The sequence below is a fragment of the Pseudomonas sp. KCJK9000 genome (assembly GCF_046230725.1).
Lineage (GTDB): Bacteria > Pseudomonadota > Gammaproteobacteria > Pseudomonadales > Pseudomonadaceae > Aquipseudomonas > Aquipseudomonas promysalinigenes.
On the sequence record NZ_JBJJLN010000061.1, the window covers coordinates 1 to 20,414 of the forward strand.

15 protein-coding genes and 1 pseudogene are annotated in these 20,414 nt (G+C 61.1%); 6 read left to right on the forward strand and 10 right to left on the reverse strand.

The genetic code is table 11. From position 1 onward, the window contains the following. The first annotated feature begins 256 nt into the window (after positions 1–256). The 6 genes and pseudogenes from ACK59H_RS20050 (at position 257) to ACK59H_RS20075 (ending at position 7,010) form a co-directional block, all read left to right on the forward strand. On the forward strand, positions 257–1,900 hold the full coding sequence (locus ACK59H_RS20050) for an acetolactate synthase large subunit (RefSeq protein WP_409264812.1): 1,644 nt from the start codon (positions 257–259) through the stop codon (positions 1,898–1,900). 88 nt (positions 1,901–1,988) lie between these two features. Further along, a pseudogene (locus ACK59H_RS20055) lies at positions 1,989–2,618 on the forward strand (asparaginase domain-containing protein); the annotation flags it as partial. Positions 2,619–2,708: 90 nt separating this feature from the next. Then, positions 2,709–3,263: a UPF0149 family protein gene (locus ACK59H_RS20060; protein WP_409264813.1), complete on the forward strand. Its 555-nt coding sequence runs from the start codon at positions 2,709–2,711 to the stop codon at positions 3,261–3,263. A gap of 124 nt (positions 3,264–3,387) precedes the next feature. Continuing rightward, positions 3,388–4,011, forward strand: a complete 624-nt coding sequence (locus tag ACK59H_RS20065; protein ID WP_409264814.1) for a glutathione S-transferase family protein — start codon at positions 3,388–3,390, stop codon at positions 4,009–4,011. Positions 4,012–4,039: 28 nt separating this feature from the next. Further along, positions 4,040–6,052: a pyridoxamine 5'-phosphate oxidase family protein gene (locus ACK59H_RS20070; protein WP_409264815.1), complete on the forward strand. Its 2,013-nt coding sequence runs from the start codon at positions 4,040–4,042 to the stop codon at positions 6,050–6,052. Between the two features lie 61 nt (positions 6,053–6,113). Then, positions 6,114–7,010: a LysR family transcriptional regulator gene (locus ACK59H_RS20075; protein WP_060480229.1), complete on the forward strand. Its 897-nt coding sequence runs from the start codon at positions 6,114–6,116 to the stop codon at positions 7,008–7,010. A 39-nt stretch (positions 7,011–7,049) separates the two neighbouring features. Here ACK59H_RS20075 and ACK59H_RS20080 read toward each other — a convergent pair whose 3' ends face one another. The 10 genes from ACK59H_RS20080 to ACK59H_RS20125 form a co-directional block, all read right to left on the reverse strand. Further along, positions 7,050–7,907, reverse strand: coding sequence for an aldose 1-epimerase (locus ACK59H_RS20080; protein WP_409264816.1), 858 nt, complete (start codon positions 7,905–7,907; stop codon positions 7,050–7,052). After that, positions 7,907–8,827, reverse strand: coding sequence for a DMT family transporter (locus ACK59H_RS20085; RefSeq protein WP_060480227.1), 921 nt, complete (start codon positions 8,825–8,827; stop codon positions 7,907–7,909). Before ACK59H_RS20085 ends, ACK59H_RS20080 begins: the two co-directional genes overlap by 1 nt. A 55-nt stretch (positions 8,828–8,882) precedes the next feature. Further along, positions 8,883–10,163: a TRAP transporter large permease gene (locus tag ACK59H_RS20090; RefSeq protein WP_060480226.1), complete on the reverse strand. Its 1,281-nt coding sequence runs from the start codon at positions 10,161–10,163 to the stop codon at positions 8,883–8,885. Then, positions 10,164–10,691, reverse strand: a complete 528-nt coding sequence (locus ACK59H_RS20095; protein ID WP_060480225.1) for a TRAP transporter small permease — start codon at positions 10,689–10,691, stop codon at positions 10,164–10,166. A gap of 60 nt (positions 10,692–10,751) precedes the next feature. After that, the gene (locus ACK59H_RS20100) at positions 10,752–11,723 is read right to left on the reverse strand and encodes a TRAP transporter substrate-binding protein (RefSeq protein ID WP_060480224.1); all 972 of its coding nucleotides are present in this window, start codon (positions 11,721–11,723) and stop codon (positions 10,752–10,754) included. Between the two features lie 73 nt (positions 11,724–11,796). Beyond that, the gene (locus tag ACK59H_RS20105) at positions 11,797–12,672 is read right to left on the reverse strand and encodes a glucurono-1,5-lactonase (protein WP_060480223.1); all 876 of its coding nucleotides are present in this window, start codon (positions 12,670–12,672) and stop codon (positions 11,797–11,799) included. Between the two features lie 27 nt (positions 12,673–12,699). Further along, complete coding sequence (locus tag ACK59H_RS20110) at positions 12,700–13,506, reverse strand: NAD(P)-dependent oxidoreductase (RefSeq protein ID WP_186476484.1); 807 nt, start codon at positions 13,504–13,506, stop codon at positions 12,700–12,702. Between the two features lie 204 nt (positions 13,507–13,710). Beyond that, a complete protein-coding gene (locus tag ACK59H_RS20115; protein WP_060480221.1) occupies positions 13,711–14,955 on the reverse strand; it encodes an OprD family porin in 1,245 nt (414 codons plus the stop codon). Positions 14,956–15,405: 450 nt separating this feature from the next. After that, positions 15,406–16,656, reverse strand: coding sequence for a ribonucleotide-diphosphate reductase subunit beta (locus ACK59H_RS20120; protein WP_060480643.1), 1,251 nt, complete (start codon positions 16,654–16,656; stop codon positions 15,406–15,408). A 254-nt stretch (positions 16,657–16,910) separates the two neighbouring features. Beyond that, on the reverse strand, positions 16,911–19,790 hold the full coding sequence (locus ACK59H_RS20125) for a ribonucleoside-diphosphate reductase subunit alpha (RefSeq protein WP_060480642.1): 2,880 nt from the start codon (positions 19,788–19,790) through the stop codon (positions 16,911–16,913). Positions 19,791–20,414: the final 624 nt, after the last annotated feature.

Genomic DNA, 20,414 nt, shown 5'->3' on the forward strand with positions numbered 1-20,414 from the left:
TCTGGCTTTTGCTGATTGCGTATCGAGAATGCGGCGCTTTGACGCTGCAAGCAAAGGTCATTTGTCTGTATCCTCCTGTGCGCCCCGTGAGTGGGGTGAGATAATATTTCTCGCAATTAAACGTGACTTGTTCGCGCTTAGGCTGCGTCAAGACTTAAGTTCGGGGCAATCCTGGCCCCCGAACCGAGCGATGCCAGCGTACCGTGCTGCGCATTTCTGGACGATTAACGTCCGATCACTTGAGGTTACAAGCAAGATGGCCAAGGCCGCCGATGTCGTTGTGCAATGCCTGGAAAACGAAGGTGTCGAGTATGTGTTCGGCATTCCTGGTGAGGAAAACCTCGACCTGCTGGAATCCCTGCGCAAGTCGAAGATCAAGCTGGTACTGACCCGCCATGAGCAGTCCGCAGGTTTCATGGCCGCCACCTATGGTCGCCTGACCGGCAAGACTGGCGTCAGCCTGTCGACCCTGGGCCCTGGCGCGACCAACCTGGTAACCGCCAGTGCCTATGCCTATCTGGGCGGCATGCCGATGATGATGATCACCGGCCAAAAGCCGATCAAGAAGTCCAAACAGGGCCGCTTCCAGATCATCGACGTGTGCGGCATGATGGACCCCATCACCAAGTACACCCACCAGTTCGCTTCGGCCGACAACATCCCGGCACGTATGCGCGAAGCATTCCGTCTGGCTGAGGAAGAAAAACCGGGCGCGGTACACCTGGAGCTGCCTGAAGACATCGCCGCCGAGCAAACCGACGCGCTGCCGATCCCGCGCAGCCTGCACCGCCGTCCGCTGGCCGAGCACGTGGCCATCGAAGCTGCGGTAGAAAAACTGCAAAAAGCTCGCAGCCCGATTCTAGTAATCGGCGCCGGCGCCAACCGCAAGATGACCGCCAAGGTCCTCAAGCAGTTGATCGACAAGACCGGTATCCCGTTCATCACCACGCAGATGGGCAAGGGTGTGGTCGACGAACGCCACCCGCGCTTCCTCGGCAACGCCGCCCTGTCTTCCGGTGATTTCGTCCACCGCGCCATTGAAGCGGCTGACCTGATCATCAACATCGGCCACGACGTGATCGAGAAGCCACCGTTCTTCATGGTCCGTGGCGGCACCGAAGTCATCCACATCAGCTTCCGCTCCGCCGAAGTCGACGCGGTTTACTTCCCACAAGTGGAAGTGATCGGTGACATCGCCAACGCTGTATGGCAGATCAGCGAAGCCCTGACCGACACCGCTCACTGGGACTTCACCCGCCTGATGGCCATCCGTGAGGCCAACGAAGCTCAAATCGCCGAAGGCGCCGATGACAATCGCTTCCCGGTCTACCCGCAGCGCCTGGTTGCGGATATCCGCCGCGTGCTGCCATCCGAAGGCATCGTCGCCTTGGATAACGGTATCTACAAGATCTGGTTCGCTCGTAACTACAAGGCGCACAAGCCCAACACCGTGCTGCTGGACAACGCCCTGGCGACCATGGGCGCTGGCTTGCCATCGGCCATGGCCTCGCATCTGGTTTACCCGGATCGCCCGGTGATCTCGGTATGCGGTGACGGCGGCTTCATGATGAACAGCCAGGAACTCGAAACCGCAGTACGTCTGGGCATGCATATCACCGTAGTGATCCTGCGTGACGATGGCTACGGCATGATTCGCTGGAAGCAGGCCAACATGGGCTTCACCGATTTCGGTCTGGACTATGGCAACCCGGACTTCGTCAAGTACGCCGAAGCCTACGGTGCCAATGGCCACCGCGTGGAAAGCGCCGAAGGTCTGCTGCCGCTGCTGGAGCACTGCATCAAGACCCCAGGTGTCCATGTGATCGACTGCCCTGTCGACTACAGCGAGAATGACCGCATCCTCAACAGCGAACTGCGTGAGCGCGCGCTGGCGGTTTAAGCTGTAACGGCCCCTCTCACGGGCAAGACTGCTCCAACGGAAACTGGAGCGGGCTTGCCCGCGTTTCTTTCTGGCAGTAGCTATGCAGCGCACGGCCAGTCAGCCGGGTAATGATGGGCCGGCCAACCTGTTGGCTGCAGTGCAGGTGGCACTGTCGATCAACAGTCACGGGCGTGGCGTGCTGGTTGTAATCAACGATCAGATTCATCAGGCCGCCCATGTTCGCAAGACTGCCAGCATGGCGATGGCTGCCTTCGAATCCCCTGGATGTGGGCTGGAAGGGTGCGTGGTGGAAGGGCGAGTGCTTTATCGATGCTCTGCCGCGCCGCGCAGGGTCCTGGCGCCGCCACAACGGTGCGATCAGCGTGTCGCACTTATCGAGGCCTGCCTGGATGCCGATATTGCACTGCTAGAGACCATTCCTGCGCTGGGCTACGAGGGGCTGGTCGTCGCCGGGTTCGGGGCTGGCCATGTATCAGCTGCCTGGTCCGAGGCACTGGCGCGGATCGCTCGTGACATGCCGGTGATCGTGGCCAGCCGTACCGGTTGTGGGCCGACTGCTGGCGCCACTTATGGCTTTGTCGGTGCTGAAATCGACCTGCAAGCTAAAGGCGTGTACATGGCCGGGATGCTCTGCCCACGCAAATGCCGCGTGTTGCTGTGGCTGCTGATTGGCCAGAGTAACCCAGTGGCATTGCCAGACTGGCTGGCGCACTAGGGAAAATGCCCGCCGAGCCAAGGCGGCGGGCGAACCTGCAGCAGTCCTGTGCTAGGGTGCACACACCTTTGCTTTCCAGGACCTTTACCCATGCTGCCACCACTGAGCGAAAAAGAACTCGCCCGCCTCGAAGACCTGCTGATCACCTACGGCAACGACTACTCGGTGCTCAACCTGGCCGAGCTCAACGGCTTTTTCACTGCGTTGGCCAGCTCCCCGGTCGACGTGCTACCAGAGCAATGGCTGCCCACTGTGGCAGGTGGCAAAGTCCCTAAATTCAAGAAGCCTGCCCATGAGGAGGCCTATACCGCATTGATGCTGCGTTATGCCGACCAGGTCGCCGAGCAACTTGCGCAAGACCTCGAGGGCTTCGAGCCGCTGTTCGAGCACAGCGAGGCCGAGGAGGGCCCTGCGATCATCATGGAGGAGTGGTGCTTTGGCTACATGCGCGGCACGCAGGTCGCGGCGTGGGGCGAACTGCCGCCAGAACAGGACCAACTGCTCAAGGCGATTTCATTGCATGGGCTAGAAGACAATTTCGAGTTGCTCGATGCCATGAGCTTTGATGAATTGCAGGCCTGTGTGCCACAGGTTGTGCGAGCCGCGCGTAGCCTCTATCGATACCAGAAGCATTCCCGGCATTGACCGCATGATTGTTTCGCTAGGCGAAATTATGGTTTGCTTCCCGCGCTGATTCACCTGCCAGGCGAATGACCGCAAGATGAGCTCCAACCGGGCACTGCCGTGGTGCCCTCTTGGAGCCTGCATCATGATCAAATTCTACAACTTCCCCAAATCAGGCCACGCTCACCGTATCGAGCTGATGCTGTCGCTGCTCGACCTTCCCAACGAGCAGGTATTCGTCGACCTTGCCAAAGGCGCGCACAAGCAACCTGAGTTTCTTGCCCTCAATCCATTCGGCCAAGTGCCGGTGATCGAGGATGACGGCACCGTCATCGCCGACTCCAACGCCATTTTGGTCTACCTCGCTGCCACGTACGACAAGGCTGGCAAGTGGCTGCCTCATGATCCGCTGAACGCCGCCCGGGTGCAGCGCTGGCTGTCGGTGGCTGCCGGCCCACTGGCCTTCGGCCCTGCCGCTGCCCGCTTGGTGACCGTGTTTGGCGCAGCCTTCAACACCGACGAAGTGATTGGCCGTGCGCATACCTTGCTCAAGGTCATGGAGGGCGAACTGGCCAAGGCGGCCTTCCTCGTCGGCGACCAGCCGACCATCGCCGATGTAGCCAACTATTCGTACATCGCTCACGCACCAGAAGGCAATGTATCGCTGGAGCCCTACCCGAATGTACGCGCCTGGCTGGCCCGTATCGAAGCGCTGCCTGGCTTCTTCGCCATGCCACGCACCGCTGTGGGGCTGCAAAGCCACATCTGAGCCACTCACGCACCTGAGGACTGTCGCCATGACGCAACTTCCCAACCATCGCATCTCGCCCTGGCATGCCGGTGAGAAGCGCCTGCAGGAGCAGATGGGAGTGTCGCAGCGCATGGAAGTGTTCGGGCAGAAGGTCATCCGTGACTACATGCCCGACCAGCACCGCACGTTCTATCAGCAACTTCCGTTCATCATCGCCGGCGCTGTGGATCAGGCCGGCCGCCCCTGGGCGACCCTGCTCGAAGGCCCGGAAGGCTTCGTGAACTCACCCGACCCCCGGCAATTGCTGATCACGGCTCACCCTGCCGATGACGACCCTGCCATGCCTGAGCTGGCGGCTGGAGGGGCTATCGGCCTGCTGGGCATCGAGCTGCACACGCGTCGGCGCAATCGCATCAATGGGCAGATCGCTCAGGCGGCCGATGGCAGCCTGAGCGTGCAGGTCGAACAGGCCTTCGGCAATTGCCCGCAATATATTCAACTGCGTGAATACACCCGGGTCGATGAGCCGGCTCAAAAGCGCGTCGATGCCCATAGGCTCGATGCCGTGACGAGCCAGATGATCGCCGCTGCAGACACCTTCTTCGTTGCCAGTTACATCGAGCATGAAAACGCACAGCGTTCGGTGGATGTCTCGCACCGTGGCGGGCGCCCCGGCTTCGTCAGGGTTGAAGGCAACCGCCTGACCATCCCCGACTTTGCCGGCAATTTGCATTTCAATACCCTTGGTAACCTGCTGGAGAATCCGCAGGCCGGTTTGCTGTTCGTCGACTTCACCACGGGCGATGTGCTGCAGCTCAGCGGGCGCACCGAGCTGGTGCTGGACAGCCCGCTGATCAAAGCTTTCGAGGGCGCTGAACGGCTTTGGACACTGGACATCGAGCGCGTTGTGCTGCGCCGGGCCGCAGTCAGCCTGCGCTGGGTATTCAACGAGTATGCGCCGACCAGCCTGATGACTGGCACCTGGGAGCAGGCCGACCAGCAGTTGCAGCAGCGCCAACGCCAGGGCCAGTGGCTGACCTGGCAAGTGCTGCGGGTGGAGCAGGAGAGCCGTGACATCCGCTCGTTTTACCTTGCGCCCGATGCGCCAGTGGCATTCGCACCTGGGCAGCATATCCCCGTGCAGATTACGTTGCAGGGCGCGGCGCCGTCGATTCGAACCTATAGCCTGTCCAGCGCCCCTAGCGACGAGTTCTTGCGCATCAGCGTCAAGGCGCAAGGCCCGGGATCGCGCCACTTGCATGGGCAGATTGGGCCAGGCAGTACCTTGAAGGTGCGTTTGCCAATGGGCAGCTTCACGCTGGACAGCGCGAGCGAGCGCCCCGTGGTGTTGCTCGGCGCCGGGGTGGGCATCACCCCGCTGCTTGCCATGCTGCGGGCATTGCTGGCGGCCGGGCAGGCGCGCCGCATCTATTTGTTCCAGGGTGGGCGAAGCCTGAGTGACCTGCCGTTTCAACAGGAGCTGGCGCACTTGCAACACCGCGCTGGGCCACGCTTGCGCCTGCATCGTTCACTGAGCCAGCCTGAGGCCCACGCCGTGCCAGGGCGTGATTATGAGCACACAGGGCGCCTTGGCATCGCCCAGGTCAAGGCGATGCTGGCATTGGACGATTATGACTTCTACCTGTGTGGCCCTGCCAGCTTCACCCAGGACCTGTACGAGGGGCTGCGCAGTGTGCACGTGCCGGATGCCCGCATCCATGCCGAAGCCTTTGGGCCATCGACCTTGCGCCGGCATGGCGAAGTCCCTCAGCCAACTTGGCAGCAGCCTCCAGCTGCCAGTGAGCCGGTGCCCGTGTACTTCGCCAGTTCTGCCAAAGAGGCGCGTTGGGCGCCGGGTAGTGGAACCTTGCTGGAGCTGGCTGAAGCCCGGGGGCTGACACCGGATTTCAGCTGCCGCGGTGGCTCTTGCGGAACCTGTAAAACCAAGGTGGTCAGTGGGCAGGTGCATTACCCCAATCCACCCGCCGAGCGGCCAGAGGAGGGCACCGCGCTGATCTGTTGTGCGGTGCCGGCCCAGGCTCTGGTTCTTGAGCTTTGAGCTGGCCCCTGAGCGAACCGATGGCTGATAATGCCGGAACACTCAGGGCCCAGGAGCCTGCATGGACCAGATCCACCTGATGAAGGTGTTCGTGGCTGTTGGCGAGCTGGAAAGCTTTGCCGCTGCCGCCCGGCGCCTGGATATTTCCCCTGCAGCGGTTACCCGCGCTGTCAGCGCACTCGAAGAGCAGCTTGGGGTCAAGTTGCTGCTGCGCACTACCCGCAGCGTGCGGGTGACCGAAGCAGGCGGCCGCTACCTGGAAGACACCCGGCACATCCTGGCCAGCATTCACGAGGCCAACGAGGCCGCTGCCGGTATCAACGCGACGCCAAAAGGCGAATTGGCCATTACGGCGCCGATCCTGTTTGGCAAGAAATTCGTCATGCCTTGCATCGTGCGCTACCTGCAACAGTACCCTGATGTGGATATATCGGCATACTTGCTCGACCGGGTAGTGAACATGGTCGAGGAGGGCATGGATGTGGCCGTGCGCATCGGGCCGCTGCCCGATTCTGGCCTCAAGGCCCTGCGCGTGGGACGAGTGCGGCGCATGCTGTGTGCCTCGCCCGATTACCTGGCGCGCATGGGCGAGCCGCGCCACCCGTCGGATCTGTCGAAACATTGGGTGATCGCCACCACCAACCTGTCACCGCGCGCCGGCTGGCGCTTTGGCCTGGCCGACGAACCGACCCTGGTGCGCTTGAACCCACGCTTGACGGTCACCAGCAACGACGGTGCGATCGCGGCAGCCGTTGGCGGCTTGGGCATCGCCCGGCTGCTGTCGTATCAGGTGGTCGATGAACTGGCCAGCGGCCAGTTGCAGGTCATTCTCGCCGATTACGAAGAAGCCCCGTGGCCCATCCACGTGCTGCACCGCGAAAGCAAGTACGGCTCCGCGAAGGTGCGGTCGTTCATCGACCTGCTGGCGCAGGACCTACGCGCTCGACAGTTGGACTGACCGGCCAGCTGTACTCGGCCACCTGCCAATCCAAGGCAACTAAAGTGCTTGGTACTGCATCTTGAACCCCAGACTGGTCGTATCGTGCGCCTGCAATAACGTCAACCCAGGCCGCCCTGGCAGGTGGTGCGCATTGATTGGGTGGCTCACTGGCTCAAAGCAGAAAAATGGCTGCTGATGCGGGCAGAACAGCAAAAAGTGCTCGGCGCCGCTGGCACGGCACACCAGCCGATACCCTGCGCTTGGATGCTCGATCACGCAGTCGCCTGGCCATCCGCTGAAGGCATGGTCGACCGTTTCGGCAGGCAGAAGCTGTGCTGTGGTCAAGCGCCATGGCTGTGGAATATCGGCTTGGCGTGATGGCAATTGTTCTGCCTCCGCCAGCCATACCGTACGCGCGTGCGCACGCACCCGCGTATCGCGATAGCGCGGAAAATAGGGGTGCAAGCCCAGTCCATACCACGTGGCAGCCTTATCTTGATGAGTCACTTGCAGATCAAGGCTCAAACAGCCCTCCTGCAGGCGCACTTCCAATGTTGCCCGGTAGGCGAACGGCACAGTGCTATCGAGGCTAAGACGGGCCAGGCCATCGCTGTGCTGCTCGACTTGCCAGGCCTGTTGCCAGGCGCTGCCGTGGATCGGGTAAGGATCATGGCTGGTGTTCGGGCTCAGCGTCACCCAGCCATCTGGGCGCAGAAAACCGCCCCCGGCAATACGGTTGGACCAGGGCGCCAAAGGGTAGCAGCCCATTCGCCGCGGGTTGCCACTGGCCAGCGCTGCTTCGTCCGTGTAGCGCAGCAGCGCCTGGTCGTTGGCCTTGGCCTGCCAATTGACCAGGCTGGCGCCCAGTTCCGGTGCCAGGCTCAGGCGTGTCAGGCGATCTTGCAGGTGTAGCATCAGGGCCTCCGGTAGGTCAGCAGAACGATGCCGCACACCACCACGGCGCCGCCCAGCAGTTGCAACCCGCTCAGTTGCTGGCCAAGTAACGCCCAGCCCAGCAACAAGGTGGCGATGGGTTCGACATTCATCACCGGCGCGTTCTGCGCCATGTTCAGCCTCGGCACGCAGACGAACAGCAAGGTAAAGGCCACGCCATACAGCACCACCAAGCTGGCCAGCGCCACCCAACCGCTGGTGCTGGCTGGCAACGATAAGCCTGCAGGCATTACCCCGCTCAAACCCGCAACCAGCATGCTGCTGAACACGATTAACAGGGTAAGAAGGCTGCGCACCGGGCCGCGGACGGCGGCCAGTTTGTGGTCAGTGATCCACAGGGCACCGGCGAATACGCAGGCCGCGCACAGTGCCAGGCTCACGCCCAAAGCCCAGTGCGGGTTCGCGTCACCGGTATCGGCCAACCGGGCAGGGACATCCAGCGCCAAAACCAGGCCGCACAGGATCAGGCCCATCAATAGCACCGTGCGCCGGGTGGGGCGTGCGCCTCCCAGGGCCCAGGTCAGTAGCGCCAGAATCATCGGAAAGGTGTTGCCTACCAGCAGCGCCAGGGCCACCGGAATACGTGCCACTGCCGAATACAGGCACAGGCTTTGGGTAGCGATCAGCAGCCCCAGCAGCAGTTGCCAGCGCCGTGTCCCGGCGGGCAGGCCCAGTGGTTGGCGCTGCCACAGTACAAGGCAGGCCAAGGCCAGCAAGGTCACCCCCGAGCGGCAGAGAATCGCCAGCAGCACGCCGGTATCGTCATCGAATGCGATGCGCGCGGCGATGTGGTTGCCGGCGAACGCGCACGCCAGCAGGGCGAGCAGAGCGATGGCCAGTTTGCGCGGGAAGAAGATTGCAGTAGAGCAGGGAGTAGCCATGTGCAGGTCCGTTTGCAGTAAGACCGAAGGGCCGCAGCGCGGCCCCTCGTTACGATTACAAGACGACGCTGGGTAACCACAGCGAAATGGCGGGGATATAGGTCACTGCCATCAGCACCAGCAGCAGAGCTGCGTAGAACGGCAGCAGCGCCTTCACCGTAGCCTCGATGCTCACTTTGCCAACCGCCGACCCTACGAATAGCACCGCGCCCACGGGCGGTGTGACCAGCCCGATCCCCAAATTGACCAGCATGATCATGCCGAAATGCACAGGGTCCACGCCGATACCAGTGATCACTGGCAGCAGGATCGGTGTCAGGATCAAAATCAGCGGCGCCATGTCCATCACCGTGCCCAGCAGCAGGAGCATGAAGTTGATGCACATCAGGATCACATAGCGGTTATCCGACAGGGTCAGAAACGCCGTGGTGATCTTCGACGGGATCTGCATCAGGGTCATCACGTAGCCAAAGCTTGCGGCAAAGCCAATCAGGATCATCACGATCGAGATGGTGCGCACTGTGCGGTGCATCAATTTGGGCAGGTCGCGCCACTTATAGTCGCGGTAGATGAACATGGTCACGAAGAACGACCACACCACTGCCACCGCAGCCGATTCTGTGGCGGTGAACACCCCCGAGAGGATGCCGCCCAGGATGATCACCATGGCCATGAGGCCCCACAAGGCTTCGCCGGCGATCTTCAACGCCTGGCGCAGCGGGATCACCTCGCCCTTGGGGTAGTTGCGCTTCTTGGCGAAGATCAGGCACAGGCCCATCATCACCGCGCTCAGCAGCAACCCAGGCATCACCCCGGCCATGAACAGCGAAGCGATCGACACCGTGCCGCCTGCCGCCAGCGAGTAGAGCACCGAGTTATGGCTGGGAGGGGTCAGCAGTGCCTGCACCGAGCCGCTGACCGTGACGGCGGTGGAAAACTCACGTGGGTAGCCCTTGCGCTCCATTTCTGGAATCAGCACCGAGCCCACCGACGCGGTATCTGCCACCGACGAACCCGAGATGGCGCCGAAAAAGGTCGATGCGGTGATGTTCACCAGCGATAGGCCGCCGCGCACGAACCCCACCAGCACCCCGGCGAATGCCACCAGCCGGCGCGACATGCCACCCTCGGCCATGATGGCGCCGGCAAGCACGAAGAACGGAATGGCCAACAGCGAGAACTTGTTAACCCCACTGGCGACCTGAATCATCATCGCCTGCAGCGGTATATCGATGTACCACGCGCCGATCAGCGCCGACAATCCCAACGCATAGGCGACCGGCATTCCCAGCAGGATCAGCGCAATGAAACTGCCCAACAGAATGAACGCATCCATTTACGCCGCCCCCTCGGTTTCTTCCACCAGGTCGTACTGCACCACCCTGCGCTGGCTTTGGTCGCCGAGCAGGAGCTTTTCCAGCACGAATATCAACGTCAACACCCCGCCGACCGGGATCGGGGCATAGCTCATGCCCACCCGCACGCTGGGCAGTGAGGCCATGTACTGGTTCCAGGTGGTGGCGCATAGCTTGAAGCCGTACCAGGTCATGAACACACACACCGCCAGCATCAACAGCTGGGTGAATATCGCTACCAGTCGCCGCACGGGTTCAGGCAGGCGGTCGGTGACCATCGCTACCGCCATGTGCGCACCGGCCCGGTAACTGGCAGCCGCGCCGATGAAGGTGAATAGCACCATCAGCAGTATCGCCACCGGCTCCGGCCAACTGGACCCGGTACCCAGTACGTAGCGGGCGAAGATGCCCCAGGGAATGATCAGGGACATGGTCAGGATCGACAGCCCAGCCACCCAGATGCAGGCTCGATAAAGCCCGTCGTTGACGCTCAGCACAAGCATTTTCATAGGCATCACCAAAGCGGCAGGGCGACGGGCGTCGCACTGCCGAGGCCATCTTGGGAAGGGTTACTGAACGGCGTCGATGCGCTTCATCAGGTCGGCGTACTGGGCACCGTACTTCTCCCGCACCGGGGCGGTGGCATCGAAGAACGGCTTGGTGTCGACGGCGATGAACTCGACACCCGCCGCCTTGAGCTTCTCTTCGCTGGCAGCAGATTTGGCATCCCATAGCGCGCGCTCTTCCATTTGCGCTTCGCGGGCGACTTTCTGCACCAATGCCTGCTGTTCGGGCGAGAGCTTGTTCCAGGTGGTTTTCGACATCACCACCGGCTCCGGCAGAATCAGGTGGTTGGTCAGGGTGAAGTACTTGGCGCTCTGGTAGTGGTTGTGTTCGAGCAAGGTCGGCGGGTTGTTTTCGGCGCCGTCGATCACTCCAGTCTGCAGGGCGCTGAAGATTTCACCGGTGTCCATGGCAATGCCGTTACCGCCCATGGCGTTCATCATGTCGATGAACAGCGGGTTGCCCTGCACACGGATCTTCATGCCTTTGAGGTCTTCCAGCTTGCGCACGGGCTTTTTCGTGTACAGGCTGCGCGAACCGCCATCCATCCAGGCCAGGGCAACCAGGTTGAATTCGGAGTTGGTGATCTTATCGAGGATTTCCTGGCCGATCTCGCCGTCGATGACCTTGCGCATGTGTGCGTGGTCTCGGAACACGAACGGCATGTTGAACACGTTCACATCAGGCACTACCGGGCCGACGATGCCAAGGCTGACGCGGGTCATCTGCACCGCACCGATCTGTGCTTGCTCGATCACCTCCTTCTCAGAGCCCAATACCCCGCCTGGGAACATCTTGAACGTGATCTGACCATTGCTGGCCTGTTCAAGCTTTTTGCCCATGTTCTGTTCGGCCACCACGGTCGGGTAGCCGGCCGGGTGGATCTCGGCGAACTTAATGTCCAGTGCCGAGGCTGGCATGGACAGGCCCAAAGCGAAGGGGAGTACGGCAAGAAGCAGCTTGCGTTTGAAGGTCATGGTGAAACTCCGTGGTTTTTATTATCTGGTTTCGCGCGTGATGCTGGGTGTTGGGTGATCGGGCTGGCCGCGTTCAAGGACGCCAGGCCGGCTCCTCCAGGCCCTGAACACCGGGGCGTAAAGCAAATACGCCTCCGGCCAGGGGTTGGTCGCTGAGGTCGCCCCCTGCCGGGCGAATGGAGGTGACGAACAAGGTGCTCAAATCGGCGCCGCCAAAGGCACACATCGCCGGTTTTTTCACGGGCACCGTCAGCGAGCGGTCCAGCCGCCCATCTGGGGTGAAGCGATGAATCTGCCCGGCGTCGTTAGCGCAGATCCAGTAGCAGCCGTCGGTATCGATGGCGGCGCCGTCAGGGCGGCCTGGGAAGGCGCGCATGTCGACGAACAGCCGCTGGTTGTGCGGGGTGGCGCTGTCGATGTCGTAATCGAAGGTCCAGATCTTCTGCACGTTGGGATGCGAGTCGGACAGGTACATGCGAGTGCCGTCCGGGCTGAAGGCCAGGCCATTGGGCACGATCATGCCCGTGAGCTGCTGGTGTACCTGGTTTGCGCCATCGACCCGATACAGTGCACCGACATGGGCACCTTGCTGCATGTCCATGAGCATGCTGCCGGCCCAGAAGCGGCCCTGGCGGTCGCAACGCCCGTCGTTCAAGCGCATGCCCGCTTGGGCGTGTTCGACCGCGCTGTACAGGTGGCTTTCAAGGCTACCGTCTGCCTTGGTTTGCAGCTGGAAAACGCCGCTTTCCATGCCCGCCAGCCAACCCTGGGCCGTGCGGGCAATACAGGCCAGCATCTCGTCGCCCTGCCACTGCTGATGGTTGCCATCCTTCCAGCGGTGCAACTGGCGGGCCGGGATGTCCACCCAGTACAGTGCTTGCTCGATCGGGTGCCAAACGGGGCTTTCGCCGGTGCCGTTGCGGGCGTCGACTATCAGTTCGCAGTGCATGCTCAAGCCTCCTGGCCGGGCGCTGAATCAGTTGAAGGGGCCGGATGCGACGAAGGCACCGCCCTGATAGACCATGCTCGGGTCGTCGGCGGCTGGCGCAGGTTGGGCCTCTACCGCTGCGCGGAACACTTCGGAGCTGTCCTTGGGCTGGTAACCCAAGTGCGCAGCGTGGCGGTTGTCCCACCACACGGTGCGGTTGGCCGATGCGCCGTAGACCACGGTATGGCCAACCCCGGGGGTGAACAGGCCACGCTCGATCAGTTGGGTCAGGTCGTCGTAGCTCAGCCACGTGCAGAGCATGCGTGGGTTTTGTGGCGCCTCGAACGAAGAGCCGATGCGAATGCTGACGGTTTCTATGCCATAGCGGTCGAAATAGAAGCTGGCGACATCCTCGCCGTAGCACTTGGACAGCCCGTAGTAACTGTCAGGCCGGCGTAGGGCGTGGGCATCGATCGATTGGTCCTGGCGGTAGAAGCCGATCACGTGGTTGGAGCTGGCGAAGATAATGCGCTTGACCCCGTGTTTGCGGGCCGCTTCGTAGATGTGAAACACACCGCAGATGTTGGGGCCCAGAATGTCCTCGAACGCATGCTCGGTAGACACGCCGCCGAAGTGCACGATGGCATCGACGCCTTCGACCAATGCATGGACCGCAGCCTTGTCGGCAAGGTCACAGGTGATGACTTCTTCTTGAGGCCCGCTGGCGGGTGCCATGGGCGCGATGTCGGAAAGGCGCAAGACTTCGGCGCAGCCAGCGAGGCGTTGGCGAAGGACCTGGCCCAGGCCGCCTGCCGCTCCAGTGAGCAGCAGGCGCTTGAAGGGGGTGATGGTCATGGCAGCTCTACTTGTAATTGTTGTAAGTTGTCGTATGACTTGGGTGATTATCGACAGTGCTTCCGCGGGTTGTCAATGCTGCTTGCATGGCTTTGTTTTTCTCTTTGCGGCGCAAGCCGCTGTTACGGGCTTGGGTCAATTGCAAAAGCAGGCCTGGTGGCAGCGGGTTTGCCCGTGAACACGGGCCAAGCCCGCGCCATGGGGTCACAACAACGACAGCGGATAGTTGAAGATCAACCGGTTCTCATCGAATTCGTTGTTGCTGTAGTCCCGACGAATGCTCGAGTTGCGCCATTTCACGCTCAAATCCTTGAACGGCCCGCTCTGGATCACATAAGCCAGCTCCGACTCGCGGACCCATTCCTTGCCGTTGTTCACCGCGCTGGTGTGGACATCACGGCCACTGATATAGCGGTTCATCAGGGTCAGCCCCGGCACTCCGAGCGTGACGAAGTTGAAATCATGGCGCACCTGCCAGGAGCGCTCGTTGGCATTGTCGAAACTGGAGTTGTAACTGTCGTTGGCCAAGGTGCCGCCGCTGGTGCCGTTGACTCGCATCCAGGTATCGCCATCGACCTTCTGCAACCCGACCCAGAAAGTATTGCCGCCATATTTGGCCGAGAACATCCCTGAGTAGGTTTTGTTATCCAGTTTGCCGGCACGCTCAGAGCCGTCCTCACCCCCCCGGAAGTAGCCCAGGTTGGCACCGAGGGTCCAGTTACCCAGCGGCTGGCTATGGCTCAATTGCAGATACTGCTGTTCGTACACATCCTTGAGCACCGCGTTCCATGCGCCGAGCAGAGTACGGTCCTGGTTGAACTTGTATTCACCGCCGACGAAGTTGAACCGATCCGACAGTGCACCGGCGTAACTCATGTCTTCCATGCTTGCGTCGTTGCGCGGGCTGTTGCCACGGAATTGGCCGCCGTACAGGGTCAGCCCGGCAATTTCGTTGGAAGTGACTTGGCCGCCGCGAAAGGTCTGTGGCAGGGAGCGCCCGTCGTCCGAGCGCAGGATCGGCAGCACCGGCATCCATTCGCCGATTTTCAGCTCGGTCTTGGAGATACGTGCCTTGCCCGCCACCGCCAGGCGGCCATAGTCATCCGCCGGCCGCCCATCGTCATGGCGTGGCAGCAGTGCTGTACCGTAGGTGCCGCCACCGCCATCGAGCTTCACCGACCACAAGCCCAGCACATCCACGCCCAAGCCCACCGGGCCCTGGGTGAAGCCCGAGCGCGCATCGAGAATGAAGCTCTGAGTCCATTCTTCGGCCTTGCTTTGGGGGTTGCTGGGGTTGGTGAAATTACGGTTGATATAAAAGTTGCGCAGGCCTAACACGGCCTTGCTGTCTTCGATGAAGCCTTGGGCGAGGCTGATGCCCGGGATGCTACCTAGCAGGCTGGCGCCAACAAGTGCAAAGGGGAGGGTGTTATGGCAGATTTTCGACATGGAGAGGATTCGCTTTTGTTGTTTTTGTTATGTGTTGTCATACAACTTCGGCGATTTTTTTATCAAGCTGGGAATGAACTGTCAACGCTGCGGAGTGCAATAAGTTCGCGCTGTCGAGTGAATATGTGGGGGCGAAAGCTCTAACTAAGGGGCTTGAGTAAAATTAAGGTCATAGTATGACGGCGGCGAATGGGAGACTTGGCGTTCTTTGGTCTCAGAAGAACTGAGCCCTCCTGGGGCTTGGCTTGGACTTTGCTGTGGAGCGCAGCTCGCGATGCGCCGCGCGGGCGGCGCTCGATCTCCCAGGCGCCAAAAGGCTCAAGCCAACCCCCAAAAAAAATCCGACACCAAATTACTGGTGTCGGATTTTTCAACCCCGGCTTGGGCTCAAAAGCTTAAATCAACAGCTTTATGCCATGCGGCAGCCTTCTCTAGGCTCGGCCCGGACTATCAATCCCAGCTCAACGCACCACCGGTCTGATACTCGATAACCCGAGTCTCGAAGAAGTTCTTCTCTTTCTTCAAGTCCATGATTTCGCTCATCCATGGGAACGGGTTGGTAGTCCCTGGGTACTCTTCCTTCAGGCCAATCTGGGTCAGGCGACGGTTGGCGATGAACTTGAGATAGTCCTCCATCATCGCTGCGTTCATGCCCAGTACGCCGCGTGGCATGGTGTCACGGGCGTATTCGATCTCCAGCTGGGTCCCTTGCAGGATCATCTGGGTCGCTTCTTCCTTCATCGCCGCATCCCACAGGTGCGGGTTCTCGATCTTGATCTGGTTGATCACGTCGATACCGAAGTTCAGGTGCATCGACTCGTCACGCAGGATGTACTGGAACTGCTCGGCAACGCCCGTCATCTTGTTGCGGCGGCCCATGGACAGAATCTGGGTGAAGCCGCAGTAGAAGAAAATGCCTTCCAGGACGCAGTAGTAAGCGATCAGGTTGCGCAGCAGCTCTTTGTCGGTTTCCACGGTACCGGTGTTGAATTCCGGGTCGGAGATGGCGCGGGTGTATTTCAGGCCCCAGGCGGCTTTTTTCGCTACCGATGGGATCTCGTGGTACATGTTGAAGATCTCGCCTTCATCCATGCCCAGCGACTCGATGCAGTACTGGTAGGCGTGGGTGTGGATCGCCTCTTCGAACGCCTGGCGCAGGATGTACTGGCGGCACTCCGGGTTGGTGATCAAACGGTACACGGCCAGGGCCAGGTTGTTGGCAACCAGGGAGTCGGCGGTGGAGAAGAAGCCCAGGTTGCGCATGACGATGCGGCGCTCGTCCTCGGTCAGGCCATCCTGGCTCTTCCACAGGGCGATGTCGGCGGTCATGTTGACCTCTTGCGGCATCCAGTGGTTGGCGCAGCCGTCCAGGTACTTCTGCCAGGCCCAGTCGTACTTAAAGGGCACCAACTGGTTGAGGTCGGCGCGGCAGTTGATCATGCGCTTCTCGTCAACGGCAACGCGGGCCGAGGAGCCTTCCAGCTCGGCCAGGCCTTCGGCGATGTCCAGGGCGTCCAGCGCAGCCTTGGCACGCTTGACCGCATCGGAGTCCGATGCCGTGGCCGCGCGGGCTTCCAATGCGGCAGCACCGCCGGCGCTGTCGAGCTTGTCGAGGGTGGTGGCGGCAGCGGCCTGCGCGGGGGTGTTGCCTTTGGCGGCGACTTCGCCGTCTTCTTTATCGAATTCGTCCCAGCTCAGCATGGTGAGAGTCTCCTGCTTGAGGGTCATCTATGAAGTATGACCGGTGGATCTTGGTTGCGTTGCTTGGCCCCGGGTGGGGTAGTGCGGTGCACGCAAATCTGAATGCCCTTCGAAGGGCTAACCTGGGCGTGGGCGCCCGGGTCTATTGTGTCTGGCCGTGTGGCAGGCTGCGGCAGGGCCGGCCTCTTTGCAGGTGAACCCGACCCCACGACTGCATGGAAAAGAGGCTTCCCGTAGGAAGCCTCAGCCACGCCTTACTGGCAGGCTTCGCAATCCGGCTCGTCGATCGCGCAGGCTTTCGGCACTGGCGCTGGGCCTGCTGCCTGGGCCGGGGCGCTGTCGCCGCCGCTGGATACCGCGTTGAGCTTGCCGGTGTTGATGGTCGACTTCTCGGTGCTGGTCGCGGCCAGGGCACGGAGGTAGTAAGTGGTCTTCAGACCACGGTACCAGGCCATGCGGTAGGTCACGTCCAGCTTCTTGCCCGAGGCACCGGCGATGTACAGGTTCAGCGATTGCGCCTGGTCGATCCACTTTTGGCGACGGGAGGCTGCATCGACGATCCACTTGGTCTCGACTTCGAACGCCGTGGCATAGAGGTCTTTGAGCTCTTGCGGAATGCGCTCGATCTGCTGCACCGAACCGTCGTAGTACTTCAGGTCGTTGATCATCACCGAGTCCCACAGGTCGCGAGCCTTCAGGTCGCGGACCAGATACGGGTTGATCACGGTGAATTCGCCCGACAGGTTCGATTTCACGTACAGGTTCTGGTAGGTCGGCTCGATCGACTGCGATACGCCGGTGATGTTGGCGATGGTCGCGGTTGGCGCGATGGCCATGATGTTCGAGTTACGGATGCCTTTCTGTACGCGGGCACGGATCGGGGCCCAGTCCAGCGATTCTTCCAGGTTGACGTCGATGTACTTGGCGCCACGGGCTTCGATCAGGATCTGTTGCGAATCCAGCGGCAGAATGCCCTTGGACCACAGCGAACCCTGGAACGTCTCGTAGGCACCGCGCTCGTCGGCCAGGTCGCAGGAAGCCTGGATCGCGTAGTAGCTGACCGCTTCCATCGACTTGTCGGCGAACTCGACGGCAGCGTCGGAGCCGTACGGGATGTGCTGCAGGTACAGCGCGTCCTGGAAGCCCATGATGCCCAGGCCTACCGGGCGGTGCTTGAGGTTCGAGTTACGCGCTTGCGGCACCGAGTAGTAGTTGATGTCGATCACGTTGTCGAGCATGCGCACGGCAGTGTTCACGGTGCGTTGCAGCTTGGCGGTGTCCAGCTTGCCATCGACGATGTGGTTCGGCAGGTTGATCGAACCCAGGTTGCAGACCGCGATCTCGTCCTTGTTGGTGTTCAAGGTGATTTCGGTGCACAGGTTCGAGCTGTGGACCACGCCCACGTGCTGCTGCGGCGAGCGCAGGTTGCACGGGTCCTTGAAGGTCAGCCACGGGTGGCCGGTCTCGAACAGCATCGACAGCATCTTGCGCCACAGGTCTTTGGCCTGGATGGTCTTGAACACCTTGATCTTGTTGTACTCGGTCAGGGCTTCGTAGTACTCGTAGCGCTCTTCGAAGGCCTTACCGGTCAGGTCGTGCAGATCGGGTACTTCCGATGGCGAGAACAGGGTCCACTTGCCGTCATCGAAGACACGCTTCATGAACAGGTCAGGGATCCAGTTGGCGGTGTTCATGTCGTGGGTACGACGACGGTCATCACCGGTGTTCTTGCGCAGCTCGATGAACTCTTCGATGTCCAGGTGCCAGGTTTCCAGGTAGGCGCAGACGGCGCCTTTGCGCTTGCCACCCTGGTTCACGGCCACGGCGGTGTCGTTGACCACTTTCAGGAACGGCACTACACCCTGGGACTTGCCATTGGTGCCCTTGATGTAGGAGCCCAGTGCACGCACAGGGGTCCAGTCGTTGCCCAGGCCACCGGCGAATTTCGACAGCATGGCGTTGTCGTGGATCGCGTGGTAGATGCCCGACAGGTCGTCCGGCACGGTAGTCAGGTAGCAGCTCGACAGCTGCGGGCGCAGGGTGCCGGCGTTGAACAGGGTTGGGGTCGAGGCCATGTAGTCGAACGACGAGAGCAGGTTGTAGAACTCGATCGCACGGGCTTCTTTGTCTTTCTCTTCCAGCGCCAAGCCCATGGCCACACGCATGAAGAACACCTGCGGCAGCTCGAAGCGCACACCATCCTTGTGGATGAAGTAACGGTCGTAGAGGGTCTGCAGGCCCAGGTAGGTGAACTGCTGGTCGCGCTCGTGGTTGATCGCCTTGCCCAGTTTTTCCAGGTCGAATTCGGCCAGCGCCGGGTTCAGCAACTCGAATTCGACACCTTTGGCGACGTAGGCCGGCAGGGCCTTGGCGTACAGGTCGGCCATCTCGTGGTGGGTGGCACTGTCGGCGACATTGAGGAAGCCCAGGCCTTCGGCGCGCAGGGTGTCCATCAGCAGGCGGGCGGTGACGAACGAGTAGTTCGGCTCACGCTCGACCAAGGTGCGGGCGGTCATCACCAGGGCGGTGTTGACGTCTTTGATGGCCACGCCATCGTAGAGGTTTTTCAGGGTTTCGCGCTGGATCAGGTCGCCGTCGACTTCGGCCAGGCCTTCGCAGGCTTCGCTGATGATGGTGTTCAGGCGCGCCATGTCCAGCGGCGCCAGGGTGCCGTCGGCCAGGGTGATGCGGATGCTCGGGTGCGGCTCGACAACCGACTCGGTGCTGACACGGGTGGCGCGCTCCTTGGCGCGTTGCTCGCGGTAGATCACGTAGTCACGGGCGACCTTTTGCTCGCCGGCACGCATCAGGGCCAGTTCGACCTGGTCCTGGATTTCTTCGATGTGGATGGTGCCACCCGATGGCATGCGACGCTTGAACGTAGCGCTGACCTGCTCGGTCAGGCGCGCGACGGTGTCGTGGATGCGCGACGAGGCAGCGGCGGTGCCGCCTTCAACTGCGAGAAACGCCTTAGTGATGGCAACGGTGATCTTGTCGTCGGTGTAAGGGACGACAGTGCCGTTACGCTTGATCACGCGCAATTGGCCAGGGGCAGTGGCGGCCAGATCCTGGTTGGAATCGGCGGCCTGCGGCGCCAGGGCCTGCGGGTTCTCGCGAGTTGTGTCGGTTTGCATGGGTGGGTGTCTCCACAGTTTCAATAGTGTTCAGGCGCCTTCTGAGCGCCCACCGTTCCGTCCACTTGCTCGATGGCCTTTGCAGGGGATGCGCCGTGCACGCGCATCCGCCCGCTCGGGCGTACCGACTTCGGGACAGATCAGGAATTTGGGGCAAGAACCTTGCCGCTCCCTGGCCGAAGTCATTTGCTTTGGGCTACACCAAAGCAGGCTGTTCAGTGTCCGCTAGGAGCGGTTGGATCGTAGAAACCACAACGAGTTCTGCCAGAAAAATCGCTTGAATTTCTCTGCTGACTCATGCTTGGTGTTGATGGGTGAAACCCAACATCTAGTGGTTTGCTGTGCTGGGGATACAAGATAATGCGGTCCTGGGGTCTTTGCAAGGCGATCGCTTGTGGATAACTTGTGCGTACTTTGTGAGTGAATAGTGGGTAATCGCTGTAGGCCTTGTGGCAACAGGTGTGCAGTATTTTTTGCGCTCAACCGATAGGGTATGGCATTAGACGTGTGGTGATTATGAGATCGAGCGCCGCCCGCGCGGCGCATCGCGAGCTGCGCTCGCTCCTACGTTTGTTTCGGGCCAGTAACGCCTGTGGCAGGTGCGCGCGACCGCCTTGTTTGTAC

Bases quoted from the DNA above. Each gene is read 5' to 3' on its own strand.
- ACK59H_RS20065 (WP_409264814.1), top strand. From the start codon at position 3,388: ATGATCAAATTCTACAACTTCCCCAAATCAGGCCACGCTCACCGTATC.
- ACK59H_RS20090 (WP_060480226.1), bottom strand. From the start codon at position 10,163: ATGGATGCGTTCATTCTGTTGGGCAGTTTCATTGCGCTGATCCTGCTG.
- ACK59H_RS20085 (WP_060480227.1), bottom strand. From the start codon at position 8,827: ATGGCTACTCCCTGCTCTACTGCAATCTTCTTCCCGCGCAAACTGGCC.
- ACK59H_RS20125 (WP_060480642.1), bottom strand. From the start codon at position 19,790: ATGCAAACCGACACAACTCGCGAGAACCCGCAGGCCCTGGCGCCGCAG.
- ACK59H_RS20115 (WP_060480221.1), bottom strand. From the start codon at position 14,955: ATGTCGAAAATCTGCCATAACACCCTCCCCTTTGCACTTGTTGGCGCC.
- ACK59H_RS20100 (WP_060480224.1), bottom strand. From the start codon at position 11,723: ATGACCTTCAAACGCAAGCTGCTTCTTGCCGTACTCCCCTTCGCTTTG.
- ACK59H_RS20080 (WP_409264816.1), bottom strand. From the start codon at position 7,907: ATGCTACACCTGCAAGATCGCCTGACACGCCTGAGCCTGGCACCGGAA.
- ACK59H_RS20095 (WP_060480225.1), bottom strand. From the start codon at position 10,691: ATGAAAATGCTTGTGCTGAGCGTCAACGACGGGCTTTATCGAGCCTGC.
- ACK59H_RS20070 (WP_409264815.1), top strand. From the start codon at position 4,040: ATGACGCAACTTCCCAACCATCGCATCTCGCCCTGGCATGCCGGTGAG.
- ACK59H_RS20110 (WP_186476484.1), bottom strand. From the start codon at position 13,506: ATGACCATCACCCCCTTCAAGCGCCTGCTGCTCACTGGAGCGGCAGGC.
- ACK59H_RS20050 (WP_409264812.1), top strand. From the start codon at position 257: ATGGCCAAGGCCGCCGATGTCGTTGTGCAATGCCTGGAAAACGAAGGT.
- ACK59H_RS20120 (WP_060480643.1), bottom strand. From the start codon at position 16,656: ATGCTGAGCTGGGACGAATTCGATAAAGAAGACGGCGAAGTCGCCGCC.
- ACK59H_RS20105 (WP_060480223.1), bottom strand. From the start codon at position 12,672: ATGCACTGCGAACTGATAGTCGACGCCCGCAACGGCACCGGCGAAAGC.
- ACK59H_RS20060 (WP_409264813.1), top strand. From the start codon at position 2,709: ATGCTGCCACCACTGAGCGAAAAAGAACTCGCCCGCCTCGAAGACCTG.
- ACK59H_RS20075 (WP_060480229.1), top strand. From the start codon at position 6,114: ATGGACCAGATCCACCTGATGAAGGTGTTCGTGGCTGTTGGCGAGCTG.